This window comes from Kitasatospora sp. NPDC001603 (assembly GCF_040298365.1).
GTDB lineage: Bacteria > Actinomycetota > Actinomycetes > Streptomycetales > Streptomycetaceae > Kitasatospora.
This window is the reverse complement of record NZ_JBEPAA010000016.1, coordinates 58,619-84,193: the sequence shown is the minus strand read 5'-3', so window position 1 is coordinate 84,193 and position 25,575 is coordinate 58,619. Positions and strand designations below refer to the sequence as shown.

20 protein-coding genes and 1 tRNA gene are annotated in these 25,575 nt (G+C 73.5%); 7 read left to right on the top strand and 14 right to left on the bottom strand.

Features of this window, described 5'->3' with window-relative positions:
* The first annotated feature begins 47 nt into the window (after positions 1 to 47).
* Positions 48 to 1,868 (top strand): dolichyl-phosphate-mannose--protein mannosyltransferase, encoded by a 1,821-nt coding sequence (locus ABT263_RS13455; RefSeq protein ID WP_352290645.1) that lies wholly within the window; start codon positions 48 to 50, stop codon positions 1,866 to 1,868.
* 171 nt (positions 1,869 to 2,039) lie between these two features.
* Complete coding sequence (locus ABT263_RS13450) at positions 2,040 to 3,806, top strand: penicillin-binding transpeptidase domain-containing protein (RefSeq protein WP_352290644.1); 1,767 nt, start codon at positions 2,040 to 2,042, stop codon at positions 3,804 to 3,806.
* Positions 3,807 to 3,830: 24 nt separating this feature from the next.
* Here the strand turns inward: ABT263_RS13450 and ABT263_RS13445 are convergent, their stop codons facing one another.
* The 5 genes from ABT263_RS13445 to ABT263_RS13425 all read right to left on the bottom strand — a co-directional run bounded on the left by ABT263_RS13445 (position 3,831) and on the right by ABT263_RS13425 (position 10,631).
* Complete coding sequence (locus ABT263_RS13445) at positions 3,831 to 5,240, bottom strand: glycosyltransferase 87 family protein (protein ID WP_352290643.1); 1,410 nt, start codon at positions 5,238 to 5,240, stop codon at positions 3,831 to 3,833.
* A 132-nt stretch (positions 5,241 to 5,372) separates the two neighbouring features.
* On the bottom strand, positions 5,373 to 6,866 hold the full coding sequence (locus ABT263_RS13440) for an amino acid permease (protein WP_352290642.1): 1,494 nt from the start codon (positions 6,864 to 6,866) through the stop codon (positions 5,373 to 5,375).
* A 267-nt stretch (positions 6,867 to 7,133) separates the two neighbouring features.
* Entirely contained in the window at positions 7,134 to 8,642 is a 1,509-nt protein-coding gene (locus tag ABT263_RS13435; RefSeq protein WP_352290641.1) for a penicillin-binding transpeptidase domain-containing protein, read from the bottom strand.
* Entirely contained in the window at positions 8,642 to 9,973 is a 1,332-nt protein-coding gene (locus ABT263_RS13430; RefSeq protein WP_329489288.1) for an FtsW/RodA/SpoVE family cell cycle protein, read from the bottom strand. The genes ABT263_RS13435 and ABT263_RS13430 overlap by 1 nt, the downstream gene beginning before the upstream one ends.
* A gap of 133 nt (positions 9,974 to 10,106) precedes the next feature.
* A complete protein-coding gene (locus ABT263_RS13425; protein ID WP_352290640.1) occupies positions 10,107 to 10,631 on the bottom strand; it encodes a DUF1269 domain-containing protein in 525 nt (174 codons plus the stop codon).
* Positions 10,632 to 10,968: 337 nt separating this feature from the next.
* Between ABT263_RS13425 and ABT263_RS13420 the strand changes: the two genes are divergently transcribed.
* The 3 genes from ABT263_RS13420 to ABT263_RS13410 all read left to right on the top strand — a co-directional run bounded on the left by ABT263_RS13420 (position 10,969) and on the right by ABT263_RS13410 (position 13,713).
* The gene (locus ABT263_RS13420; protein WP_352290639.1) at positions 10,969 to 12,288 is read left to right on the top strand and encodes a VWA domain-containing protein; all 1,320 of its coding nucleotides are present in this window, start codon (positions 10,969 to 10,971) and stop codon (positions 12,286 to 12,288) included.
* A 2-nt stretch (positions 12,289 to 12,290) separates the two neighbouring features.
* On the top strand, positions 12,291 to 13,169 hold the full coding sequence (locus tag ABT263_RS13415; RefSeq protein WP_352290638.1) for a peptidase: 879 nt from the start codon (positions 12,291 to 12,293) through the stop codon (positions 13,167 to 13,169).
* Between the two features lie 94 nt (positions 13,170 to 13,263).
* Entirely contained in the window at positions 13,264 to 13,713 is a 450-nt protein-coding gene (locus ABT263_RS13410; RefSeq protein WP_352290637.1) for a universal stress protein, read from the top strand.
* A gap of 120 nt (positions 13,714 to 13,833) precedes the next feature.
* Here ABT263_RS13410 and ABT263_RS13405 read toward each other — a convergent pair.
* The 8 genes from ABT263_RS13405 to ABT263_RS13370 all read right to left on the bottom strand — a co-directional run bounded on the left by ABT263_RS13405 (position 13,834) and on the right by ABT263_RS13370 (position 20,267).
* A tRNA-Ala gene (locus ABT263_RS13405) sits at positions 13,834 to 13,907 on the bottom strand.
* Positions 13,908 to 13,998: 91 nt separating this feature from the next.
* On the bottom strand, positions 13,999 to 15,120 hold the full coding sequence (gene sepX / locus ABT263_RS13400; RefSeq protein WP_352290636.1) for a divisome protein SepX/GlpR: 1,122 nt from the start codon (positions 15,118 to 15,120) through the stop codon (positions 13,999 to 14,001).
* 150 nt (positions 15,121 to 15,270) lie between these two features.
* Entirely contained in the window at positions 15,271 to 15,897 is a 627-nt protein-coding gene (locus ABT263_RS13395; RefSeq protein WP_329492222.1) for a GNAT family N-acetyltransferase, read from the bottom strand.
* Positions 15,894 to 16,442, bottom strand: coding sequence for a MogA/MoaB family molybdenum cofactor biosynthesis protein (locus ABT263_RS13390; RefSeq protein WP_352290635.1), 549 nt, complete (start codon positions 16,440 to 16,442; stop codon positions 15,894 to 15,896). The genes ABT263_RS13395 and ABT263_RS13390 overlap by 4 nt, the downstream gene beginning before the upstream one ends.
* The gene (gene moaC, locus ABT263_RS13385; RefSeq protein WP_380382281.1) at positions 16,439 to 16,879 is read right to left on the bottom strand and encodes a cyclic pyranopterin monophosphate synthase MoaC; all 441 of its coding nucleotides are present in this window, start codon (positions 16,877 to 16,879) and stop codon (positions 16,439 to 16,441) included. Before moaC ends, ABT263_RS13390 begins: the two co-directional genes overlap by 4 nt.
* A gap of 173 nt (positions 16,880 to 17,052) precedes the next feature.
* Positions 17,053 to 18,399, bottom strand: coding sequence for a molybdotransferase-like divisome protein Glp (gene glp, locus ABT263_RS13380; RefSeq protein WP_352290634.1), 1,347 nt, complete (start codon positions 18,397 to 18,399; stop codon positions 17,053 to 17,055).
* A gap of 26 nt (positions 18,400 to 18,425) precedes the next feature.
* Positions 18,426 to 19,346 carry a UTP--glucose-1-phosphate uridylyltransferase GalU gene (galU, locus tag ABT263_RS13375; RefSeq protein WP_352290633.1) on the bottom strand — a complete coding sequence of 307 codons (921 nt, stop codon included), beginning with the start codon at positions 19,344 to 19,346 and terminating at the stop codon, positions 18,426 to 18,428.
* Between the two features lie 51 nt (positions 19,347 to 19,397).
* A complete protein-coding gene (locus ABT263_RS13370) occupies positions 19,398 to 20,267 on the bottom strand; it encodes a GGDEF domain-containing protein (RefSeq protein ID WP_352290632.1) in 870 nt (289 codons plus the stop codon).
* 60 nt (positions 20,268 to 20,327) lie between these two features.
* Here ABT263_RS13370 and ABT263_RS13365 point away from each other — a divergent pair, with 60 nt between their 5' ends.
* Positions 20,328 to 20,903, top strand: coding sequence for a 5-formyltetrahydrofolate cyclo-ligase (locus ABT263_RS13365; protein WP_329489278.1), 576 nt, complete (start codon positions 20,328 to 20,330; stop codon positions 20,901 to 20,903).
* A gap of 72 nt (positions 20,904 to 20,975) precedes the next feature.
* Here ABT263_RS13365 and ABT263_RS13360 read toward each other — a convergent pair whose 3' ends face one another.
* Positions 20,976 to 23,687: a penicillin acylase family protein gene (locus ABT263_RS13360; protein ID WP_352290631.1), complete on the bottom strand. Its 2,712-nt coding sequence runs from the start codon at positions 23,685 to 23,687 to the stop codon at positions 20,976 to 20,978.
* A gap of 304 nt (positions 23,688 to 23,991) precedes the next feature.
* Between ABT263_RS13360 and ABT263_RS13355 the strand changes: the two genes are divergently transcribed.
* Entirely contained in the window at positions 23,992 to 25,479 is a 1,488-nt protein-coding gene (locus tag ABT263_RS13355) for a potassium/proton antiporter (protein ID WP_352290630.1), read from the top strand.
* Positions 25,480 to 25,575 lie beyond the last annotated feature (96 nt).

Here is a 25,575-nt window from a genome sequence, read left to right as displayed (position 1 = left end):
CGGAGGGAGCCGTCCTCCCCGGAGGAAGCGCCCCTACGATGTGGCGGATGAACGGCGACACGGCGGCGCAGACGCCCACTGGTACAGACCACACCGCGCAGGGTGGCGTCGGCGTGCCGGTCCTGACGGACCAGGCGTCCCCCGCCGTCCCCGCCCCGCGCGCGTCCGGGGAGGAGGAGCGCCCGGATCCGTCCTGGCTGCGGCGCCTGGCCCGGCACGGCTACACCCCGCCGCCGAAGGCCACGCTCGCCGAGCGGCTGGTGCCGCCGATGCCGGACGGCCCGGGCGTGACGCCGGCCCGGGTCGCCCCCTCCCCGGTCCTGCTGCGGCTCGGCGTAGCCGTGCCGGCGCCGCTCTGGTCCTGGCTCTGCCGCTGGGCCGGCTGGCTCGGCCCGCTCCTGGTGGCCCTGTTCGGCGGACTGCTCCGGTTCAGCGGCCTCGGCGAGCCGAACGCGATCATCTTCGACGAGACGTACTACGCCAAGGACGCGTACGCGCTCTGGCACGGCGGCTACGAGATCAGCTGGCCGGACGGCGCCAACGAGCAGATCATGGCGGGGTCGGCGGTGCCGTACCGGCCGGACCCGAGCTACGTGGTCCATCCGCCGGTCGGCAAGTGGATCATCGGCGCGGGCGAGCAGCTGTTCGGGATGAACCCCTTCGGCTGGCGGTTCGCGGTGGCGCTGCTCGGCACGCTGTCGATCCTGATGGTGGCCCGGATCGCCCGCCGGCTGTTCCGCTCGACCCTGCTGGGCTGCGTCGCCGGTCTGCTGCTCGCCGTGGACGGCCTGCACTTCGTGCTCAGCCGGGCCGCGCTGCTGGACCTGGTGGTGATGTTCTGGATCCTCGCCGCGTTCGGCTTCCTGCTGCTGGACCGCGACCGCACCCGGGCGAGGATCGTCGCGCGCCTGGGCGGTGTGGCGGACTCCGCCCTGGCCCAACGGCTGAACCTCGGCTGGCGCCCGTACCGGATCGCGGCCGGCGTCTGCGTCGGCCTGACCTGCGCGACCAAGTGGAGCGGCCTGTACGTGGCCGCCGCCTTCGGTGTGCTGACCGTGCTCTGGGACGCCGGTTCGCGTCGGCTGGCGGGCGCCGGCCGCCCGTACCTGTGGACGCTGGTCCGGGACGTGGTGCCGGCCTTCGTCTCGGTCGTGGTGGTCTCCGCGGTGGTCTACGTGACCTCCTGGTGGGGCTGGTTCGCCAGCAGCACCGTGCCCGGCCGGGGCGGCTACGGCCGGGACTGGGCGGTCGGCCGGGACACCGCGTTCCCGTGGATCCCGGAGGGCCTGCGGGCGCTCTGGCACTACCACTCCACGGTGTACGACTTCCACACCCACCTGAGCGATCCGCACACCTACCAGTCCAACCCGTGGAGCTGGCTGGTGCTCGGCCGACCGGTCTCCTTCTTCTACGAGTCCCCGAAGCAGGGCCAGGCCGGCTGCACCGCGAGCGACTGCGCCCGCGAGGTGCTGGGCATCGGGACCCCGCTGCTCTGGTGGGCCGGCGCGGTGGCGCTGGTGTACTGCCTGTGGCGCTGGGCCGCCCGGCGCGACTGGCGGGCCGGCGCGGTGCTCTGCGGCCTGGCCGCCGGCTACCTGCCCTGGTTCGCCTACCAGCAGCGGACCATCTTCCTGTTCTACGCGGTGGCCTTCGTGCCGTTCCTGGTGCTCGCCGTGACGATGCTGGTCGGCGCCCTGATCGGGCCGGCCGGGGCGTCCCGCGACCGGCGGATCATCGGTTCCGCGGCGGCCGGGCTGCTGGTGCTGCTGATCGTCTGGAACTTCCTCTTCTTCTACCCGCTGTACACCGGGCAGACGATCCCGATGGACGACTGGCGCAAGCGGATGTGGTTCAACACCTGGATCTGACGGTCCCGGGGCGGGAACCGTACCGACGTGGTGCGCGACACGTACCAGATCCGTCACAAGACCCGGGCGTTTCGTCGGCGCACCGAGTTCGGCTGCCTAGGCTGGTCACCGAACGCGTATCCGGCCACCTCCGGCTGCGGCCAGTCGCCAGACCCTTGGGGGAACAGCACCATGCGCAGAGGCGCCAAGATCGGCATCATCACCGGCGTTTCCGTCGCCGTGCTCGCGGGCGGCGGGTACGGGGCCTACAGCCTCGTCGGGTCGGGCGGCTCCGACACCGCCGAGGCCAAGAAGGCCCGCACGGTGGTCGCCGAGCCTCCCAGCGCCGAGCAGGCCGCCGCCGGGGCCAAGGACTTCCTGGAGGCCTGGGCCGCCGGTGACATCGCCAAGGCGGCCGGGCTGACCGACGACCCGGCGGCCGCGACCGCCGCGCTGACCGCGTTCAAGGACCAGGTCAAGCCCAGCGCGCTGACCCTCGCGCCGTCCGGCCCGGCCACCCCGGCCGCCTTCGCCTCCGCGACCGGCACGCCCTCGCCGGCCGCCAAGCCCCCGGCCGCCACCGGCTCCGCGGCGCCGACCGCGGCGGGCACCGAGTCCCCGTCGGCCTCCGCCTCCGCCGCCCCCTCCGGCGTGCTGATGGGCTTCAAGGCCCGCGCCGAGTTCGAGGGCACCAACCGGGTCTGGGACTACAACGGCTTCCTGGGCGTCGTGAAGATGAGCGACAACACCCCGGCCGTGCACTGGGCCCCGTCGGTGATCCACCCGCACCTGACCGCGGGCGAGGTGATCGCCACCCAGCCGGTCTTCGCCCCCGCGGGCAACGTGGTCGACCGCAACGGCAAGGCGCTGCAGGGCGCCTCGATCACCCCGGCGCTGATCTCGACCCTCCAGGACAACGCCCGCAAGCTCCTCCAGGCCGACCCGACCAAGGACCAGAGCGACGCCGGGAGCGGCGTGGTGATCACCGACGCGGCAGGCAAGGGCGTCACCGACAAGCTGTTCACCATCGTCGAGCCGAAGCCGGCCAAGCCGTTCAAGGTCACCATCGACAACGCCGTGCAGGCCGCCGCCGAGAAGGCGATGGCGGACCTCGGCGGCAAGCAGGGCTCGATCGTGGCCATCGAGCCGAGCACCGGCCAGGTGCTGGCCTTCGCCAACGCGCCGGCCACCGGCCAGAACCGGGCCTTCGTCGGCCTGCTGGCCCCGGGCTCGACGATGAAGATCGTCACCTCGGCGGCCCTGCTGGAGGCCGGCGTCAACCCGGACACCCCGGTCGCCTGTCCGGTGAAGAGCAGCAACCCGAAGGCGATCCCGAACTCGTTCCCGGACGCCTACCCGAACAACACGCTCCAGCAGGACTTCATGATCTCCTGCAACACCGCCTTCATCGACCAGGGCCTGGCCAGCCTCAAGCCGGCCACCCTCGGTGCCACCGCGAAGGACGTCTTCGGCATCGGCCTGGAGTGGAAGACCGGCCTGCCCAACGTCGACGGCCGGGTGCCGGACCCGGGCGCCAACAAGGACGAGCAGGCCATGCAGTCGATCGGCCAGGGCAAGGTCCAGATGAACCCGCTGGCCATCGCCTCGATCACCGCCACGGTGCAGAGCGGTGAGTTCAAGCAGCCGATCCTGGTCGCCGACCTGCCGCAGCAGAAGGCCGCCCGCAACCTCTCCGCGGACGCCGACGCCAAGCTGAAGGCGATGATGGCCGCCACCGCCAAGGACGGCACGGCCAAGGCCGCGATGGCCGGCATCTCGGACAACGCCGGTGCCAAGACCGGCTCGGCCGAGGTCGCCGGGATGGACACCACCAACAGCTGGTTCACCGCCTACCGGGGCAACATCGCCGTCGCCGCCGAGGTCCAGGCCGGTGGCCACGGCGCCGACGCGGCCGGCCCGGCCGTCGCCGCCGTCATCAAGGCGGCCGGCAACCGCTGACGCCCGGCCGGCGCCGCCCCGCGGTCAGCCCCGGGGCAGCGCCGGCTCCGGCAGGGTCAGCAGGCAGCCGGCCGGCACCGGCGGGCTCCCGCTCCACCGCCGGGCGGCCAGCCGGGGCCAGATCACCAGGACGGCCGGCAGCGCCAGGTAGCCGAAGCGCCCGGCCGGTGCCAGCGTGAACGCGATCGCCAGCCCCGCCGCCAGCAGGTCGGCGGCGGCGATCGCGGAGACCGGCGGCCGGGCCAGCAGCCAGATCGCCACCCCCAGCCCGCCCACCGTCATCAGCGCCAGCGACACGGTGTGCCCGGTCGGGCCGAACCCGGCCAGCACCTTGCCGGGCAGCGGGCTGCCGGCCGGCGTCTGGATCGCGGTCAGCCCCAGGGGGAACCGCACCACCTGTTCGCGCAGCTCGTCGGCCCTGACCAGCACCGAGGGCAGGATCACCAGCAGGCCGGCACCGAGCGCGGTCAGTCCGGCCCGGGCCGCCGGGCGCCGCCCGTAGAGCCGCCACAGCAGCAGGACGGCCACCGGCAGCGCCGGCCAGGCCGTCCACTTCAGGGTGCAGGCCAGGGCGAGGACCAGCCCGGCGCCGATGGTGCGGTCCCGTTCGGCGAGGGCCATGGCCAGGCAGCAGACCCCGATCAGCGGCAGGTCCACCCCGCCGACCGCCAGGGCCAGCGCGATCAGCGGCGAGGCGGTGAGCACCGCCAGCGGCAGCAGCGGTGCCCGGTCCCGGGACGGCCGCAGCAGCCGCCAGCTGGCCAGCAGGCAGGCCAGGAAGGTCAGCGCGAACCAGATCCGGGCGTCCCCCACCACCTGCGCCACCGGATTGCCGCTGCCCACCAGGGCACGCGGCATCCCGAACAGCGTCATCGCCGGCAGGTAGGGGTTGTAGTCGGTGACCACCACCGGGTGCGGCAGGTACGGGCTGCCGGTGGTGAGCAGCAGGTGCGCCGAGCGCTCGACCACCATCACCTCGGACTGGTGGCGCCCCTGCAGCGCCAGCAGCGCCAGCGGCACCAGGACGGCGCCCAGGAGGGCGACCCCGGCGGCCGCACGGGCCGCCCACCGGCGCGGCAGGACCAGGCAGAACAGCCCGGCGAGGGCGTACGCGGGGGCCGCCACGGTCCCCCAGAGCCGCTGGTTGGGCAGGTCCGACACGAGCGGGAAGGCCGCCGCCCAGCCGGCCGCCACCAGGCAGCCGAACAGCTGGACGCGCCGCAGCGCGGCGAGCCGGGTCGGGTTCAGCCGATCGGGCGGGGTGCCGGTGGACCGGTCACCACGCTGACGGGGGAACGGCCGGGGCGCCGCCGTACCGCGCGGACGGTCTCGTCGGGTCGGCGGGCCGGCCTCTGCGGGCGGGGCCGGCGCGGCCCCACGGCCGGTGAAGCGGCCGCGCGGGCGGGAGTAGCCGGGCGTGCGGGTGCTCACCATGGTGGAAGGTTATGGGCGGGGGCCACGCCGTGTCGCCATCTCCGGGCCGGGAGTCTGCGGTGGCACGGACGGGGCCGTCGAGTGGCATTCGCCCTTCGACGGCCCCGTCCGCGGGTGCTCGGTACGCGAATCTCAGCCGGCCGGGTTGCCGGCCGTGGCGTCGGTCGGCCGCGCCGCCTTCTCCAGCTTGGAGTGCTTCATGCTGTAGCCGAAGTAGACGACCACGGCGAGCGTCAGGGCGATCGCTCCGGCCCGGAACGTGTCGGCGTGCAGGCCGGTGATCAGGTAGACGCAGAAGCCGACGCTGACCAGCGGGACGACCGGGTAGCCGGGCACCTTGAAGCCGCGCGGCAGGTCGGGCTGGGTGCGGCGCAGGATGATCACGCCGACCGAGACCACCGAGAAGGCGATCAGGGTGCCCAGGCTGGTGATGTCGGCCAGGACGTTCAGCGGGATGAAGGCGGCCAGCGCGCCGACGCCGAGGCCCACCACGATGGTGTTCCAGACCGGGGTGCCGGTGCGCGGCGAGAGCTCGGCGAAGCGCTTGGGCAGCATGCCGTCGCGGCCCATCGAGTACAGGATGCGGGTCTGGCCGTAGATCACCACGAGGGTGATGCTGAAGATCGAGATGATCGCGCCGATCGCGAAGACGATGGCGGGCCAGCTCTGGCCGGTGATGTCCTGGAGGATCTGGGCGAGGCCCGCCTCCTGGCCGTCGAACTTCTCCCAGGGCTGCGCGCCGATGCCGGCCAGCGCCACCAGGATGTACAGCAGGGTGACCACGACCAGCGAGATGATGATCGCCATCGGCAGGGTGCGGCGGGGGTTCTTGACCTCCTCACCGGCGGTGGACACGGCGTCCAGGCCGATGAACGAGAAGAAGATGCTGGAGGCCGCCACCTGGACGCCGCCGATGCCCAGCGGCATGAACGGGGTCAGGTTGCCGGAGTGGAAGCCGGTCAGGCCGACCCCGATGAAGAGCAGCAGGATGAGGATCTTGATGCCCACCATGGCCGCGTTGACCTTCACCGACTCGCTGACGCCGCGGATCAGCAGGGTGCAGACCATCGCGACCAGCAGCAGGGCCGGCAGGTTGAACCAGTGGGTGCTGTCGGGCGCCCCGGAGACCGCCTCGGGGATCTTGAACCCGAAGGCCAGGTCGAAGAACTTGTTGAGGTACTCGGCCCAGCTCACCGCGATCGCGGAGGCCGAGACGCCGTACTCCATCAGCAGGCAGATGCCGACCGCGAACGCGACGCCCTCGCCGAGGGTGGCGTAGGCGTACGAGTACGAGGAGCCCGAGACCGGGATCGCGGAGGCCATCTCGGCGTAGCAGAGCGCGGTGAGGCCGGCGGTGACCGCGGCGATCACGAAGGAGAGGATCACGGCCGGACCGGCCGACGGCACGGCGGTGCTGAGCACGAAGAAGATGCCGGTGCCGATGGTGGCGCCGATCCCGATCGAGGACAGCTGCCAGAGGCCGATCGTGCGGCGCAGGTGGATACCGGAGCGTCCGCCCTCCTCGGGCGCACCGGCGGGAAGGCCGTCGCGGCCCTCGCTCTCGGCGATCAGGGTCGAGACGGGCTTGCGCCGCAACAGGCGCGCGCCGAGGGCGTTGCTGGCCAAAACGAGGATCCTTGCTGGGCGAGGGAGGGTGTCCTAGCGGCCGGTCACTCGACGCGCCGTGGGGTGCCATCGGGGACCAACCGAACAAAGATGGGACAGTACCCCGCGAATGCACCAGTGTCGCAAACGAACAGTCGCGCGGTGCGCATTGTACGAATCGTCGCACTGGCATGCACAAACCGGACACTTCGCAAACGGCGGATCTTGGAACGAGCCGCTAAGCCGCAGGTCAGCGACGTGCCCCCGGCGCACGGGCCGCTCCACCCCTCACCGCCCGAGAACGGCCTGCATCACCGACCGGGCGATCGGTGCCGCCAGCGCGCCGCCGGTGACATCGGTCGCGTCGCTGTCCGCGATCACGACCGCGACCGCCACCGGCGCCACCGCGCCGGAGCCGGCCGGCTTGGCCCACCCGATGAACCAGGCGTAGGGCGTCCCGGAGTTGTCCACCCCGTGCTGGGCGGTGCCGGTCTTCCCCCCGACCACCGCCCCGCCGATCCGCGCGTTGCGCCCGGTGCCGTTCTCCACCACGTCGGTCATCAGCCGCTGCACCTGCCCGGCCACCGCCGGGCTCATCGCCTGCCGGTACGCGGCCGGGCGCATCAGCTGCACGGTGGTGCCGTCCTGCTTGGTCAGCTTGTCCACAAGCTGTGGACGCATCACGGCGCCGTCGTTGGCGACCCCGGCCGCGACCATCGCCATCACCAGCGGGGTGGCCGCCGTGTCGAACTGGCCAATCGAGGAGAGCGCCAGCTGGGACTCGTTCATCCGGGTGTCGAAGTTGGAGCGGGCCGGCCGGACCGGGACGTCCAGCCTCGGGTCGTTGAAGCCGAAGTTCGCGGCCGTCTCCACCATCCGGTCCAGCCCGACCTGCACCCCGAGGTAGCCCAGCACGCTGTTGCAGCTGTGGACCATCGCGGTGTCCAGCGACTGCCCCGGCTCGTCGCACGCCGGGGTGTCGTTGACCAGCGGCGTGGTGGTCCCCGGCAGGACGTACGGGTAGGGCGCGCCGGTCGGCGCGTCCGGGTCCGTGACGACGCCGTGCTGCAGCGCGGCCGCCGCGGTGACCACCTTGAAGGTCGAGCCGGGCGGGTAGGTCTGGCGCAGCGCCCGGTTGAGCATCGGCTGGTCGGCGTCGGCCTGCAGCCGGTTCCAGGCCTCCTGGTCGGCCGCGGAGGAGCCCGCGAAGCTGCCCGGGTCGTACGAGGGGGTGCTGGCCAGTGCCAGGATCCGGCCGGTGGCGGGCTCGATCGCGGCGACCGCGCCCTGCTGCCCGCCGAGTCCGCGCATCGCGGCCTGCTGGGCGGCCCGGTCGATGGTCGTGTAGACGTCCCCGCCGGGGTTCTGCTTGCGGGCGACGGCGTCCCAGACCGCCCAGCTCGCCAGCCGGCTGTCCGTCCCGGAGAGCAGGTCGTCCTCCGTCCCCTCCAGCTGGGTGTTCCCGTAGGCCTGCGAGGAGTACCCGGTGACGGCGGCGTACAGCGGGCCGTCGGTGTAGGTGCGCTTGTAGTCGTACCGGCCGCCGGTGGGTTCGGAGCCGGTGACGCTGTCGGCGCCGACCAGCAGGTTGCCGCGCGGCTGGGAGTACCGCTCGATGGTGAGCCGCTGGTTGGCCGGGTTGTGGTCCAGTTCGTCGGCCCGGAACACCTGGACCCGGGTGGCCTGGACGCACAGCGCCACGGTCAGCAGCAGGCAGAAGGTGCCCGCGCGGCGGCCGGTGACGGAGATCCCCGGCCGGCCCTGCGGCCCGCCGCCCCGGGAGCGGCCGAGCACCATCAGACCTCCCCCGCGGACGGGCGGCGGGCGATGTCGCTCATCCGCACCAGCAGCGCGACGATGATCCAGTTGGTGACCACCGAGGAGCCTCCCTGGGCGACGAACGGGAGCGTCATCCCGGTCAGCGGGATGAGGTCGAGCACCCCGCCGGCCACCACGAACACCTGGAGGCCGACGATCGACGCCAGCCCGATCGCGAGCAGCCGGCCGAACGGGTCCCGCAGCGCGATGCCGGTGCGAAAGCCCCGGGCGACCAGCAGCGCGTACAGCAGGAACAGCGCGATCAGCCCGGTCAGCCCCAGCTCCTCGCCGATGGTCGCGAGGATGAAGTCGGACTTGGCCGCGAACCCGATCAGCACGGAGTGCCCGTTGCCGAGGCCGCTGCCCAGCTCCCCGCCCCAGGCGAAGGCGAACAGCGACTGGGCGATCTGGTTGGCGCCCCGGCCCTCGGCGATCGAGCCGAGCGGGTCCAGCCAGTCGTTGACCCGGCTGTGCACATGCGGCGAGAGCCAGCCGACCCCGACCGCGGCCACCGCGGCCAGGAACAGCCCGATGGCGATCCAGCCGCTGCGCGCGGTCGCCACGTAGAGCATGACCACGAAGAGGCCGAAGAAGAGCAGCGAGGTGCCGAGGTCGGTCTCCAGGACGAGGACGCCCACGAAGGCCGCCCAGATCAGCAGGACCGGCCCGAGCACCCGCCCGCGCGGCAGCTGGAACCCGAGCACCCGGCGGCCGGTCAGCGCCAGCGCGTCCCGGTGGACCGCCAGGTAGGCGGCGAAGAAGACCGCCAGCAGGATCTTGGCGAACTCGCCCGGCTGGAACGAGAGCGGTCCGACGGTGATCCAGATCCGCGAGCCGTACACCGGCGGGAAGAAGATCGGCAGCACCAGCAGCACCAGCGCCACCAGGGCACCGATGTACGCGTAGCGCCGCAGCCGCTTGTGGTCGCGCAGCAGCACCACCACCGCGATGAACAGCGCCACCCCGAGCGTGGACCAGAGCAGCTGGGTGGGGGCCGCGCCGCCGCCGGGAGTGGCCCGGTCCAGCCGGTAGATGACGACCAGTCCGATCCCGTTGAGCAGCACGCCGATCGGCAGCGGCAGCGGATCGGCGTACCGCGCCCGCCAGCGCACCACGGCGTGCGCCAGCAGCGCGAGCACGCCGAGCGCGGCGCCGTACTCGGCGGCGTCGGCGGGGACCGTGCCGTCGATGTTGACCCCGACCTCGGCGTAGCCGAGGACGGCGATCAGCACGGCGGCCAGGACCAGCGCGAGCTCGGTGTTGCGCCGGGTCCGCACCGTCCGGCGGGGCCGGCCGGCGGTTCTCGTCACGGCGGAGGGTGTCGCCACGGACCGTCCTGGGTGTCCTGCTGCGCGGGTGTGCTGCTGACGGAACGACGGCCGGGGCGGCCGGGCGACCGGGCCCGTCCGCCCCGGACCGGCCGTCCGGTCCGGCGGGTGCGGCTCAGGCGGAGGCCGGGGCGGAGGCCGGGGCGGGCTGCACCCGGGACGCCTCGACGGTGGCCCTGAGTTCGGCCTCGGCCCCGGCGGAGAGCGAGGTCTGGATGATCCGGCCGCCGTAGCGGGCCAGCGCCGGCACGACCTTGTCGGCCGTGGCCCGGCGGACCAGCAGGAACACCGCGGCGGTGCCCGGCTGGAGGTGCTGGGCGACCTCGCGCATGAAGTCGTCGTCCACCCCGATGTCGGTGGAGGCGCCGACCGCCGCGCCGGCGGCGCCGCCCACCGCCGCGCCGAGCAGCGGCATGAAGAACAGCAGACCGATGACGCCGCCCCAGAGCGCTCCCGAGGCGGCGCCCGCACCCGTGGTGCTGACCTGCTGGTGCAGCTTGATCCTGCCGTCCTCGCGGCGTTCCACGACGACCGCGTCCTCCAGGTCGATCAGCTTCTGGGTCTGCAGTCCGACCGCCTCGTTGCGCACCGCCTGGGCGGTGGCCAGATCCGGGTAGGCGATCGCGAAGAGATTGCTCATGCGCTGGTCCTTCCAATCCGTCGGACGTACCGGCCGGGCGCGGGCGCCGGTGCCCCGGTTCGTCACCCTAACGAGCGCTATCCGCAGATATGGGCTCTTGCGTCCGGTGTGTCCCGCCCCGTCGAACCGGCCCGCCGTCACCCGCACCGCCGCCCGGCCCCGCCACCGCACCCGCCGCCGGCCGTCCGACCGGCGCCCGCCCCGACCCGGGCGGCGCACGCCTGGGCATCCGGCGGCCGATGTCCCACCGGCGCCCGGGAGTTCGCGCCGGAGTCCGGCGGCCCGTGCACCGGACCGCGTTGGCCATGGAGAACTGATGATCCCTAGGATCGGGCGGGTGACTACCGGACGACGCCCGAAGGCCAGGCTCGGCAGCCTGCTGGCCGCCCTGGCGATAACAGGCGGCGCGCTGCTCAGCGGCCTGCCCGCCCATGCCGACGAACCATCAGCCGGCAACGCCGGCAAGGAAGCCCCCCGGGTCGACCTCGTCCTGGACGTCAGCGGCTCGATGCGAGCCACCGACATCCAGGGCAAGAGCCGCATCGCGGTGGCCCAGCAATCCCTGAACGAGGTGATCGACGCCCTGCCCCCGGAGACCGACTTCGGCATCCGCACGCTGGGCGCCAACGTCCCCGGCGAGGCTGACAAGGCCCAGGGCTGCCTGGACACCAAGCAGCTCTTCCCGGTCGGCAAGACCAACAAGGTCGAGGCCAAGACCGCGGTCGCCACCCTGCGCCCGACCGGCTGGACCCCGATCGGCCTGGCCCTGCGCGGTGCCGCGCAGGACCTGGGCAAGGGCGAGACCACCCGCCGGGTGGTGCTGATCACCGACGGCGAGGACTCCTGCGCCCCGCCGGACCCGTGCGACGTGGCCCGTGAGCTCGCCGCCCAGGGTATCCACCTGGTGATCGACACCCTCGGTCTGGCGCACGACGACAAGACCCGCCAGCAGCTGCTCTGCATCGCCAACGCGACCGGCGGCACCTACACCGACGTCCGCACCCAGGAGCAGCTCACCGACAAGGTGAAGCAGCTGGTGGACCGCTCCAACGACACCTACACCGTGGCACCGGTCAAGACGGCGGGCACCGACAAGTGCGAGAGCGCGCCCGTCCTCACCCCCGGTGTCTACAGCGACCGGGAGAAGTTCTCCGAGCACCGGGTCTACCGCGTCCCGGTCAAGGCCGGGCAGGAGCTGCGCGCCTCGGTCAGCGTCGCGCTGGACCGCGGTGTCGCCCGTGACTACGGCGTCCTGCTCCAGGCCACCAGCGCCACCGGCCAGGAGCTGGTCCGCGGCACCGACGCCGGCAGCGGCCGGACCGACGTGATCTCCACCGGTCTGCGCTGGTCCACCGACGACTCCAAGGGCTACGCCTCCCCGACGCCGTCCGCCTCGCCGAGCGGCAAGCCGGAGACCACCGTCTGCCTGGTCGTCAGCAACTCGCTGGCCGCCCTGCCCGGCGTCCAGGCCGACCCCGGGCTGCCGCTGGAGCTGACGGTCGACCTGTCCGCCGCCTCGCCCGCCCCGGACGGCCCGGCGATGGGTCTCGGCCGCGGCTGGATCCTGCTGCTGGTGCTCACCCTGGCCGGCCTGCTGACCGGCCTGCTGTTCGGCTGGATCGCACGCTGGCGGATCGCTGTCTGGCGGGAGAACTGACCATGCGTACCTCGACGACCCGCGCCGCGCTCGCCGCGCTCGCCCTGCTCCCCGCCCTGGTGCTGGCGGCCCCCGCGGCCTCCGCCGCCTCGCCGTCCCCCTCCGCCAGCGCGAGCGGGACGCCCGCCCCGGCCACCAAGGCCGGAACGTCCTTCCTGACCGCCATCAACCTGGCCCCCGGCCAGGACGCCAACGTCGCCGCCTCCACCGGCGACTACCTGTACTGGGCGTTCGGCGCCTCCGAGGGCCAGACCGCGACGGTCGGCCTGACCGTCGGCCTGGCCCCCTCCGCCGACCGGCACGGCCCGCAGACCTGGAGCGTCGAGGTGTTCGACGGGCTGCGCCGCCGCCAGTCCTGCACCGCCGGCACCCAGAACGCCACCGCCGACCCGGCCGCCACCTCGCTCGCGCTCAGCTGCACGCTGCGCGAGGTCCGCTCCTGGGCCGAGCCCTGGTCCGGGGACCCGCTGCCCGGCACCTACTACGTACGGCTCTCGCTCGCCGACGCCCCGCAGCCGGACCTCGGCCTCGCCGCCTCCGTCCAGCTGCACGTCAGTGCCAAGGGCGACGCCGACAACGCCCAGCCGGAGGGCGGGGAGCTGAAGGCCCCGCTGGTCCCGCCGGTCGGCGGCGGCGCCGCGACCGCCAAGGCGGCCGCCCCCGAGGAGGCCGAGGACCACTGGTACACCGGCTGGTTCTCCGGCTGGAACAGCCGGTGGTTCTGGACCCTGGCCGGCGGCGTGCTGGCGGCCCTGGCCGGGGTCGCCGGCTACACCCTCACCCGCCACCCGCGCGGCCGCCGGCCGGCCCGCTACGGCTCCGTGCCGCCGCAGGCCGGTGCCCCGCAGCCGGGCCCGTACGCGGGCTCGGGCCAGCCCTGACGGCACCCGACACCCTCCCGAGGGCCGGCCGGAGCCTCTCCGGCCGGCCCTCGGCCGTCTCGCCGGTCCGGCGGCACCGCTCTACGCTCGAAAGATGACCCGGCAGCCGGACGGCAGGATCGTGGTCGGTGTGGACGGCTCCCCGCTCTCCCACGCCGCCGTCCGCTGGGCCGCCCGGCTCGCCGCCGTCACCGGCGGCCCGCTGGAGGCGGTGACCGTGTGGGAGTTCCCCTGCCTGCTGGGCGAGCACGGCCTCGTCCCGCCCGCCCTGGACGGCTTCGGCCCCGAGCGGCACGCCGCGCGGATCCTCGACGAGACCCTGGCCGCCGCACTGTCCTCCGCCGGACCCTCGGCCGGGCCCTCCGCCGTCCGGCGCCACCTCAAGGCCGGCGCGCCCGGTCCGGCGCTGACCGGCGCCGCCGAGGGCGCCGCCGTGCTCGTCCTCGGCAGCCGAGGCCGCGCCGCGCCGCCCGGCGCCGCCCTCGGCACCGTCACCCAGTACTGCGTGCACCACGCCCCGTGCACCGTCGTGGTGGTCAGGTGATCATCGTCACAGACCCAACTCCCGGCCCGAGACGGCCCGCTGACCGCCGGTCCGCCGCACCTTCCGGCACAACGCAGAAGTCCCGCCCGATCTCTCGATCGGGCGGGACTTCCTGTTGGGTGGAGCTGAGGGGATTCGAACCCCTGACCCCCTCGATGCGAACGAGGTGCGCTACCGGACTGCGCCACAGCCCCAACGAGAAGAAACTTTAGCACCTTTCGGAGGGGGCTCGTGACCACCCCCGGAGGACCGGACGGCCGGGGGTGCCGGAGCACCCCCGGGCGGTCACTCGTTGGCGGCGCGCCGGCGGGGTTCGGTGGCGGCGGGCTCGGCGTACTGGTCGAAGAGCGGGGTGTTGCGCGCCTCGGTCGCCCGGACCTCCCCGGTACGGACCTCTCCGGTCCGGGCCTCCGCCGGACGGCCGGCCGTCCAGGTGCCGGGGGCCGACAGGTCGAGGCCCCGGCTGACCCGGGGCGCCACCGGAGCCGTGACGTACGTCGGCAGCGGGACGGGGACGGGCTCCCAGGAGTCCGGACCGGCCGCGCCGCGCTCACGCATGCCGTCGACCCACTCCTCGTGCTCGGTCGCCTCCGCCAGTGCCGAGGCGGACGCCGGACCCGCCGGCTCCGGGGCCCGGTCGTGGTCGGTGGCGAGCCGCAGGTGCGAGCGGCCGCGCCCGGCCGGTTCCGCGGCCTCGGGGGCCCGCTCCGGCGCCTCCTCGACCGGACCGGACTCGGCACGCTGCTGTTCGCGCTTGCGCAGCCGCTCGGCGGCCTGGGCGGCCCGGACCCGGTCGATCTTCACCTCGTACCGCAGCCGCTCCAGCTTGCGCAGGTGGCCGATGTAGAGGGTCAGCAGGGTCGCCGGCACGGCCGGGACCCAGAGGAAGGCGAGGCCGGACACCGCCGCGACGACCGCGCCGAGGGCGAAGGCCAGGAAGAGGACGGTGACCATCCGGCGGCGCCGGGCCAGCAGCCGCGCCCGGGGCTCGATCCTGCCCCGCGCACCGGTGGGGCGCTCGGGGGCGCGGACCGCCGGCCGCTCTGGCTCCGCCTCCGGCAGCCGCTCCGGCTCCGGTGCGGTGCCGCCGTCGCGGCCGGCACCCGGATCGCCCTCGCGGTCGGCACCGGGACCGCCGTCGGGACCGGCGCCGGGGTCGCCCGGGGCGGCCTCGTCCCGTACGGGAGGGCCGTCGTCGCTCTGCTCGTCGTCACGCGGTTCGTCGCCCAGGGCCCGGGCCGCCCGCCGCTCCAGCGCCGAACGCCCGGCCAGCAGGCGGATGGCGGTGCTGAAGCGTTCCGTCGGGCGCGCCTCGTTGAGCTCGTCCTGCCTGCGGAGCCACATCGGCACCAGATAGGCGGCCCAGGCCCCTACGATGACGGCGTAGATAAGGCCGCTACTGCTCACGTTTCACACCGTACGGGCGCCGGGGAAGGCGCGGCAGCAATTTGGCGCGGCGTGTCGTGTGATCAAGCTGATTCTCCGACTATTTTGCCGGTATTTGTGCCCGTCCGTCGCCACGCCGATGCCATATCGATATTTGGTTCGAACATATATTCAATTACGCGGGCGCCGCGCCGAACTGAGCGTCCGCCAGCGTTCCAGCATCCCCTCGGGAACCTCCTCGGCGGTGAGCGCGTACACCAGGTGGTCGCGCCAGTCGCCGTCGATGTGCAGATAGCGCGGCCGCATTCCCTCCGAGCGGAACCCGAGCTTTTCCACCACCCGGCGGCTCGGTCCGTTCTCCGGCCGGATGCAGACCTCGATCCGGTGCAGGCCCAGGGTGGTGAAACAGTGGTCCACCGAAAGCGCCACGGCCGCCGGCATGATGCCCCGGCCGGCCACCGCCTCGTCGATCCAGTAGCCGACGTTGGCCGAGCACATCGAGCCCCAGGTGATCCCGCCGACGGTCAGCTGGCCGACCAGCCGGCCCTGGTGGAGCACCACGAAGGGCAGCATCCGCCCGGCCGAGGCCTCACCGCGCAGGAACCGGACCATCTGCCGGTAGGTCGGGCGCGGGCCGGTGCCCCGGCCGGCCGGGCCGGGCGGCACGGTGGCCTCCCAGCGCCGCAGCCAGTCCCGGTTGCGGCGGCTGACCTCCTGCCACTCCCGCTGGTCCCGGCCCCGGATCGGGCGCAGCGCGACGTCCCCCTCGTGGAGTTCTACCGGCCAGCCGGCGTTCAGTGCGCTCTCCCGGAAGCAGGTGCGTCGGGCCGGGGGTGGTCCCCGCCGCCGAGCTGGTCGACGGCGTGCGCGAGCAGCGGCTCCAGGACGGCCAGGCCGTCCCTGACGCCGCCGGTCGAGCCCGGCAGGTTGACGATCAGGGTACGTCCGGCGAGGCCCGCGAGCCCGCGGGAGAGCGCCGAGGTCGGGACCTTCTCGCGACCGTACGCCCTGATGGCCTCGGGGATGCCGGGGATCTGCCGGTCGATCACCCGCGCGGTCATCTCGGGGGTGAGGTCCATCGGGGAGATGCCGGTGCCGCCGGTGGTGAGCACCACGTCGTACCCGGCCGCGACGGCCTCCCGCAGGGCCGCCTCGACCGGCTCGCCGTCCGGCACCACCCGGGGGCCGTCGGTGGTGAAGCCCATCGCGACCAGGCCGGCCGCCAGCAGCGGGCCGCCGCGGTCCGCGTAGACGCCGGCCGAGGCGCGGTTGGAGACGGTGACGGCCAGCGCCCTCATCGCCGGCGCCCCCGTGGCCGGCGCCCCCGCGCCCGGCGCGGTCATTCCGGGCTCCCCGCGGCGAACCAGTCGCCGCTCTTGCCGCCGGTCTTGCTGAGCACCCGGACGGACTCGATGGCGGCGCCCTTGTCGACGGCCTTGACCATGTCGATCACGGTGAGCCCGGCCACCGCGACGGCGGTGAGCGCCTCCATCTCGACGCCGGTCCGGTCGGCGGTCTTCACGGTGGCCGTGATCTCGACCGCGTCGTCGGTGACGGAGAGCTCGACCTTCACCCCGGAGACCGCGATCGGGTGGCAGAGCGGGATCAGCTCCGGTGTCTTCTTGGCGCCCATGATCCCGGCGATCCGGGCGACCGCGAGGGCGTCGCCCTTGGGCACGCCCTCGCCGCGCAGCAGCTCGACCACGCGGGGGGCGACCCTGACCCGGCCGGCCGCGACCGCGGTGCGCGCGGTGGTGGCCTTCTCGGAGACGTCGACCATCCGGGCCGCGCCCTGGTCGTCGACATGGGTGAGGCGGTCGCCGGGGGGTGAGGCGGTCACGGGTGGCTCCAGGGGGCGCGCAGATCGAATACCGCGCTACCGTACTCCTCGCTCCGGCCGGGGCGTGGGACGGGCCGTGTCAGCGGACGGGACGGCCCGGTCGCCGGGACCGGTCAGCCGCCGAGCAGGACGACGTCCACCTCGCTGCCGGCGGCGAGCTCGGTGACCTCCTCGGGCACCGTGATCAGGCAGTCCGCCCTGGCCAGCGCGCCGACCAGGTGCGAGCCCGCGCCGCCGACCGGCTCCACCACGCCGTCGGCCGCCGCGTACCGGCCGCGCAGGAACTGCCGCCGCCCGGCGGGCGAGCGCAGCGCGACCGGGCAGACCGCCCGGACCACCGGGCGGTGGACGTCGGCGGCGCCGAGCATGGTGCGGATCACCGGGCGGACGAAGAGCTCGAAGGAGATGTAGGCGCTGACCGGGTTGCCGGGCAGGGCCAGCAGCGGGACACCGGCACCGTCGCCGATCCGGCCGAAGCCCTGCGGCTTGCCGGGCTGCATCCGCAGCCGGCGGAAGTCGACCCCGCCGTAGGACTCGAAGACCTCCTTGACCACGTCGTACGCGCCGACGCTGACGCCGCCGCTGGTGACGATCAGGTCGGCCCGGCCGAGCTGGTCCTCCAGGACGGCGCGCAGCCGTTCCGCGTCGTCCGGCACCCCGCCGACGCGGTAGGCGATGGCGCCGGCGTCCAGGGCGGCGGCGGTGAGGGTGAAGCTGTTGGAGTCGGCGATCTGCCCGGGGCCGACCGGCTCGCCGGGCTGGACCAGCTCGCTGCCGGTGGAGAGCACCACCACGCGCGGGCGGGGGCGGACCCGGACGGTGCCCCGGCCGATCGCGGCGAGCAGGCCGATCTGGGTGGGGCCGAGCCGGGTACCGGCTTCCAGGACCCGGTCGCCGGCGGTGACGTCGCTGCCGCGGCGGCGGATGTGGGCGCCCTCGGAGACCGGGCGCAGCACCCGGACCTCCTCGTCCTCGACCGGGGCGCCCATCGCGTCGGCGGCCCGGCCGGTGCCGCTGCCGCCGTCGGTCCACTCGACCGGGGCGACCGCCTGGGCACCGGGCGGGACGGGGGCGCCGGTCATGATCCGGGCGGCCTGGCCGGGGCCGACCCTGGGCAGTTCGGCGGCGCCGGCGGCGATGTCGCCGACCACCGAGAGCACCGAGGGGTACTCGGCGGTGGCTCCGGCGGTGTCGGCGGTGCGCAGGGCGTAGCCGTCCATCGAGCTGTTGTCGAAGGGCGGCAGGTCACCGCCGGCGAGCACGTCCTCGTCGAGCCGGCAGCCCTGGGCGTCGAGCAGCTGGAGCTCGATCGCGGGCAGCGGGCCGACTGCGGCCAGCACGTCGGCGAGGTGCTCGTCGACGGTCCAGAGCCGGGCCGGCCGGGCGGCCGGTGCCGGGTCCGCGGATCCGTCGCAGCAGGCTGCGGCGGGGGTGGGGCTGTTCTCCGTGGACCCGGTCATCGGCGCTCTCGCTCTCTGTCGGCGTGTCAGTCCTGCAGCTCGGAGGCGACGAACTCACGGAGCCAGGAGCGGAACTCCGGGCCCAGGTCCTCGCGCTCGGAGGCCAGACGGACGATAGCGCGCAGGTAGTCCGCGCGGTCACCGGTGTCGTAGCGGCGGCCCTTGAAGAGGACGCCGTGCACCTGGCCGCCGCTCTCGGCGTCGCGGGTGGTCAGCTCGCGCAGGGCGTCGGTGAGCTGGATCTCGCCGCCGCGGCCGGGCGGGGTCTCGCGCAGCACGTCGAAGACCGAGGGGTCGAGCACGTAACGGCCGATGACGGCGTAGTTCGACGGCGCGTCGGCGGTCTCGGGCTTCTCGATCAGGTCGGTCACCTGGAAGACGTCCTCGCCGAAGCCGTTGGCCTTGACGGCCGCGCAGCCGTACAGGTGGATCTGCGAGGGGTCGACCTCCATGAGGGCGACGACCGAGCCGCCGAGCTCCTGCTGGACCTCGATCATGCGGGCGAGCAGCGGGTCGCGCGGGTCGATCAGGTCGTCGCCGAGCAGAACGGCGAAGGGCTGGCCGGCGACGTGCTGCTCGGCGACCGAGACGGCGTGGCCGAGACCCTTCGGGTCGCCCTGGCGGACGTAGTGCATGTTGGCCAGGTCGACGGACTCGCGCACCCGGCGCAGCCGGTCCTGGTCGCCCTTGCGGGCGAGCAGCTCCTCCAGCTCGTAGGCGCGGTCGAAGTGGTCCTCCAGCGCCCGCTTGTTACGGCCGGTGACCATCAGTATGTCGGACAGCCCGGCGGAGGCCGCCTCCTCGACGACGTACTGGATCGCCGGCTTGTCGACGACAGGCAGCATCTCCTTCGGAGTGGCCTTGGTGGCCGGGAGGAAGCGCGTACCCAGTCCGGCCGCGGGGACCACGGCCTTGGTTACCGGAATTCGGGAGCTGATCGTCGTCATGCGTTTACCTTACTAAGGCATGTTTACGCCCGGCCGAGCGCGGTTGACCGGCTATGACAGCACGTCGCTGGGCCCGGCCAAGGTGGCAGGCAAAGGGGAAGCGCCGGGTGAGGTGAGGGGGGCCTCTCCGGCACAGGGCGACAGACTACCCGGGTTTTCCGAACGGTCACGCTCGGCAGCGGAGCCGCTGAGTGGCCGGGAGGAGGCGGCTTCGCGCCAGCAGTCCCCGCCGGCGTCGCGGGCCTCGGCCAGGGCCCGGTCGGCGGCCCGGAGCAGGACGGCGGCATGCGTACCGTCCTCGGGCAGCACGGCCACGCCGACCGCGGCGGTGAGCCCGTTGCCCTGCTGGCGGCGGCCCTCGCGCGGGCCGGAGGACCAGTCCAGCAGCAGGTGGCGGCGGACCGACCAGACCAGCCGTTCGGCGACGTGCGCCGCGCCCGCGGCGCCGGTGTCCGGCAGCACGATCAGGAAGACCTCGCCGCTGTACCGGCCGAGGGTGTCGGAGCGGCGGATCTCCATGCCGAGCCGCTGGGCGAGGTCGCGCAGTATCGCGTCGGCCCGGGCCCGGCCGTGTTCGGCGATCACCCGGTCGAAGCCCGCGATGTCCAGCAGCAGGACGGCCAGCGGGTGCGGGCCGTCCTGCTGGTCGGCCTGCTCGGCACGGCGGGCGCGCTCGATCTCCCGGTCCAGGGTGAGCTGCAGGTGCCGGTAGTTCCAGACCCCGGTGAGCGGGTCGCAGGAGGCGGTGCGCTCCAGCTCGGCGCAGCGGGCCTCCAGCTCGGCGACCCGCTCGCGCAGCCGGGCCTCGCGGTCGGCGGCGGCGCCGTCGGCCCGGCGCAGCCGCAGGCCGAACACGGCGGCGCCGGCCAGCGCCGGGGCGCTCAGCGCGGCCAGGGCCTGGAGCAGCAGCGGGGTCGACATCGGGGCGCCTTCCGCGTGTCAGGCTCTGGACGTCACGGGCACAGAGCTGTGGAGGATCCCATGCACAACGAGAAGAGCGCGCTGAGGACACGGCTGCTGGCCGAACGGCGGGCGCTGGTGGCGGTGGAGCGGGAGCGGGCGGCGCTCGCCCTGGCCGGGCACGCCGGCGCGCTGGCCGAGCCGGGCGCCACGGTGGCCGCGTACGTGTCGGTCGGCAGCGAGCCGGGCACCCGGCCGCTGCTGGACGCGCTGCTGGCGCGCGGGGTCCGGGTGCTGCTGCCGGTGCTGCTGGCCGACAACGACCTGGACTGGGCCGAGTACGAGGGGCCGCAGGCGCTGGCGCCGGCCGGGCGCGGGCTGCTGGAGCCGGTCGGCGGCCGGCTCGGGCCGGAGGCCGTGACCACGGCGTCGCTGGTGCTGCTGCCCGGCCTGGCGGTGGACCGGCGGGGGCTGCGGCTGGGCCGCGGCGGCGGCTCGTACGACCGGGTGCTGGCCCGGCTCGGGCGGGCCGGGGCGCGACCGCTGCTGGCGGTGCTGCTCTACGAGCACGAGCTGCTGGCGAGCGTGCCGGCCGAGCCGCACGACCTGCCGGTGGACCTCGCCCTCACCCCGTCCGGGCCGCACCGGCTGGGGTGACGCCCGCGGTGACGACGGCGGCCCCGCGCCTCGGGGTCCGAGGGGCGGGGCCGCCGTGCCGTGCGGGCCGGCTCAGCCGGTGGTCAGCACCAGCTTGTGCTTGGCCGACTTCTCGACCGCGTCGGGTGAATAGGCCCAGGTCAGCAGCTTGCCCTTGAGCCAGAGGTCGGTCTGGTCGTTGTAGTTGTCGTGGAAGGCGTGCCCGGAGGCGCCGCCCACGTTCACCCAGCGCGAGGCGTCGAAGTCGCTCAGGTCGACGACCATCCGCATCGACGGGATCCAGTCCACCTGGTAGCCCGCCGCCGCGTTCCAGCCCGCCGCGTCGACCGCGCCGGAGCCGCCGGAGAGGCGGTACGGGCCGCGGTTGAGCAGTCGCCGGACGAAGCCGGAGGCGATCGAGGAGTCGTCGCTGCCCAGGGTCTGTTCGCGCAGCGTCAGGGTGTGCAGACGGCCCCAGCTCCAGGTGGAGACGTCCTTGCTGAGCAGCGCCGTGAGGTCCTGACGGGCGTTCTTCATCGCCTCGGCGAGCAGGTTGTCGAGGCCCTTCTGCTCGTGGTGGTCCGAGTCGATGTACGTCCACCAGCTGCTGTCGGGCTTCGCCAGCTGCTGGCGCACCACCTCGGTCCAGCGGTCGCCGCCGTCCGGCTGGGCCTTGCCCGGGTCACGGGTGCCGCACTCGGTGACGATCTGGGTGCGGCTGTCGGGCTTGGTCGGGTCGGTCTGCCGGCGGACCAGCAGGCAGTTGTCCTCGGCGCGCAGGTCGGCCGGGAACTTCTGGCCGAAGGAGAGGCTGAGCAGCTGGCGCCAGACGCCGTTGTAGTAGGCGGCGGCGGCCGAGTCGGCGTCCTGGTGGAAGTTCCAGTCCTTCAGCAGGTCCTGCGCCTCGCGCACGTACGGGTCGTCGATCTGCACCTTCAGCAGCATCGGGACCAGCGTCTTGGCCAGGATGCTGGTGTTGTCGAGCTGCATCTCCTGCATGTCGTCCGGCGAGATCTTGCCGTTGTTCCTGAGCTTGGCCTCGATCTGGTCGGTGATCTCCTTGGCCCGGGTGCCGTACTCCCAGTCCTTGGTCAGCAGGTACTTGTACGAGGGGTCGACCACGGCCTGGTTGGCGGTGACGATGTAGCCGGCGGCCGGGTTGCGGCTGTAGGGCAGGGCGGTGAAGGGGACGGCGCCCTTCCACTGGTACGAGGAGTCCCAGCCCGGTGCCGGGTAGCCGCCGTCGCCCTTGCCGCGGACCGGGATGTTGCCCGGGGCCTGGTAGCCGATGTTCTCGGCGTCGGCGTAGATCAGGTTCTGCGCGGGGACGGCGAAGTCCTTCGCGGCGGCCCGGAAGTCGTCCCAGCCCTTGGCGCGGTCCAGCGCGAAGACGGCGTCCATGGTCTTGCCCGGCTCCAGCGCCGTCCACTGCAGGGCCACGCCGTAGCCGCTGGTCGAGCGGTCCGGGGCGGAGGCGCCGTTCGGCGCGTACTTGCCGACGTTCTGCTGCTCGGTGCTCTGGTCGGAGATCAGCGGGGCGCCGGTCTGGGTGGTGCGGACGGTGATGGTGCGGTCCTCGCCGCCGGCCACCTTGATGGTCTCCTTGCGCAGCGTGAACTTCACCTCCTTGCCGTCCACCAGGTAGGTCTCCGGGCCGGTGACCTTCTCCAGGAAGAGGTCGGTGACGTCGGCGCCGAGGTTGGTGAAGCCCCAGGCGATGTCCTTGTTGTGGCCGATCACCACGCCCGGCATACCGGCGAAGGTGAAGCCGGAGACGTCGTACTGGCAGGCGGGCGAGGCGGTGCGGCAGTGCAGGCCCATCTGGTACCAGACCGACGGCAGGCCGGGGCCGAGGTGCGGGTCGTTGGCCAGCAGCGGCTTGCCGGTGGTGGTGTGCGAGCCGGCGACCACCCAGGAGTTGGACCCGATGCCCTGGCCCTGCCGGCCGAGCAGCTGCGGCATCGCGTCGATCCGGTCGGTGACGTCCTTGAACATCGCCTTGGTCGCGGCCGCGCCCTGCGCGGTGCCCGCGGTGGGGCCGGACTGGGCGGCCCCGTCCGCCGGGCGGTACGCGTCGCCCGAGACGGTGCCGGTCTTCACGATGGTGCCGTTGCGCGCGTACGGGTACTCCGGGTACAGCTCGGCGATCTTCTCCGGGCTGAAGTCCTGGGCGAGCAGCGAGCGGTCGATCTCCTCCTGGAGGTTCCCCGAGAGGTTCCAGGCCATCGCCTTCAGCCAGGAGACCGAGTCGACCGGGGCCCACAGCTCCGGCTTGTAGTCGCCGTTCACCACGCCGAGCAGGCTGTACTCCAGCGAGGCGCTCGCGCCGCCGGGGTGCTCGCCGAGCCAGGCGTTGACGCCGTCCGCGTACGCCTGGAGGTTCTTCCTGGTCTCGGGCGACAGCTGGGAGTCGATCTCCTTCTGCGCCACGTCGCGCCAGCCCATGGTGCGGATGAAGGAGTCGGTCTCGACCTGGCTGTCGCCGAACATCTCGGAGAGCCGGCCCGCGGTGATGTGCCGTCGGACGTCCATCTCCCAGAACCGGTCCTGCGCCTGCACGTAGCCCTGGGCGCGGAAGAGGTCCTCCGGGGTGTCGGCGTAGAGCTGGGGGATGCCGTTGGCATCCCGCTTCACGTCGACCGGCGCGCTCAGGCCCGCCACCTTGACGCTGCCGTCGACCTCCGGGAAGGACGCGCGTACCGCGGCCACCCCCCGGTAGCCGCCGTAGCCGGCGCCGGCCACCAGCAGCACGACCAGCACGATCACGATCAGACGGGCGCGCCGGAACTTCTTCGAGCGGGGCATCTGGGTCCTTGCGGTCCTCGACTGGGGGACGGGCGGGCATGTCCAGGGCACACGGCCATGACAGGGGACCACATTAGGCCGAGTCCACTGGCGGGCGTGCACGGGGGACGCTCACGGTGGGATCGGACGAGGTCAGCGGAGGGCGGGAAGGGACCCGTGTGAACGGTGAAGCTAAAGATATGGCAAAATGTTAGACTGAGTAACGATCCGCTAGCGGAGCAATCGCCCCCGGCCGGTCGGCTCCCCCCGGCCTCACCGCCACCAGACACCCCGCCCGCCCCCAGCCTGCCCGAGGTGCCCCTGCGTGAATGTCGACCACCTGAACCGGCTGCTCCTCGAATTCTCCGTGATCCTGCTGGTCGCGGTGGTCGCCGTGCGCATCTCGACCCGGTCGGGGCTGCCCAGCCTGCTGATCTACCTCGGCATCGGCGTCGCCCTCGGCCAGAACGGCCTGGGCTTCGCCTTCAACAACGCCGCGCTGACCCAGGTGATCGGCTACGCCGCACTGGTCGTCATCCTGGCCGAGGGCGGCCTCAAGACGAGCTGGCGCGAGGTCAGACCCGTGATGCCGGCCGCCACCGTGCTCGCCACGGTCGGCGTCGGGATCAGCGTCTTCGTGACCGCGGCCGGCGCGCACTGGCTGGTCGGCCTGGACTGGCGGACGTCCATGCTGCTCGGCGCGATCGTCTCCTCGACCGACGCGGCCGCCGTCTTCTCCGTGCTGCGGATGGTCCCGCTGCCGCACCGGCTGACCGGGCTCCTGGAGGCCGAGTCGGGCTTCAACGACGCCCCCGTGGTGATCCTCGTCGTCGCCTTCGCCACCACCGGTGAACTCGACTCCTGGTACGTCCTGATCGGCACGATCGTCGCCGAGCTGGCCATCGGGGCCGCGGTCGGCCTCACGGTCGGCAAGCTGGGCGCGTTCGGGATCAAGCACGTCGCCCTGCCGTCCTCCGGCCTCTACCCGATCGCCGTCCTGGCGCTCACCGTGCTCGCCTACGCCGGCGGCGCGCTGCTGCACGGCTCCGGCTTCCTCGCCGTCTACATCAGCGCGGTCATCCTGGGGAACGCCAAACTGCCGCACGGGCCCGCCGTCCGCGGCTTCGCCGACGGACTGGCCTGGATCGGGCAGATCGGCATGTTCGTGCTGCTCGGCCTGCTCTGCACCCCCGAGACCATGGGCTCGGCCGTGGTGCCCGCGCTGGTGATCGGCGCCGTGCTGGTCTTCCTGGCCAGGCCGCTGTCGGTGGTGATCACGCTGACGCCCTTCAAGCTGCCCGGCCGCGAGCAGGCGCTGCTCAGCTGGGCCGGGCTGCGCGGGGCGGTGCCCATCGTGCTGGCGACCATCCCGATGGTGGCCGGCACGCCGATGGCCCACGACGTCTTCAACATCGTCTTCATCCTGGTCGTGGTCTTCACCCTGCTCCAGGGCCCGACCCTGCCCTGGGTCGCCAAGTGGCTGAAGATCTCCGAGGGCTCGATGGGCCAGGACCTCGGCATCGAGTCCGCGCCCCTGGAGAAGCTGCACGGACACCTGCTGTCGGTGGCGCTGTCGCCGAGTTCCAGGATGTCCGGCGTGGAGATCGGCGAGCTGCGGCTGCCGGCCGGCGCGGCGGTGACCCTGGTGGTCCGGGAGGGCAGCAGCTTCGTCCCGGACAAGGCCACCGTGCTGCGCGGCGGCGACGAACTGCTGGTCGTGACCACCGACGAGGTCAGCGAGGCCGCCGAGCGGCGGCTGCGGGCCGTGGACAAGGGCGGCAAGCTCGCGGGGTGGCTGTACGGGCGGCGGTGACCGCGATGACCACGGGGGGGTTCGTCCAGCGTTCACCTCCGATGGACGGGACAGATCTGGATGTCCTCTGTATGGTGGGGGTAGCGCGTCATCTAC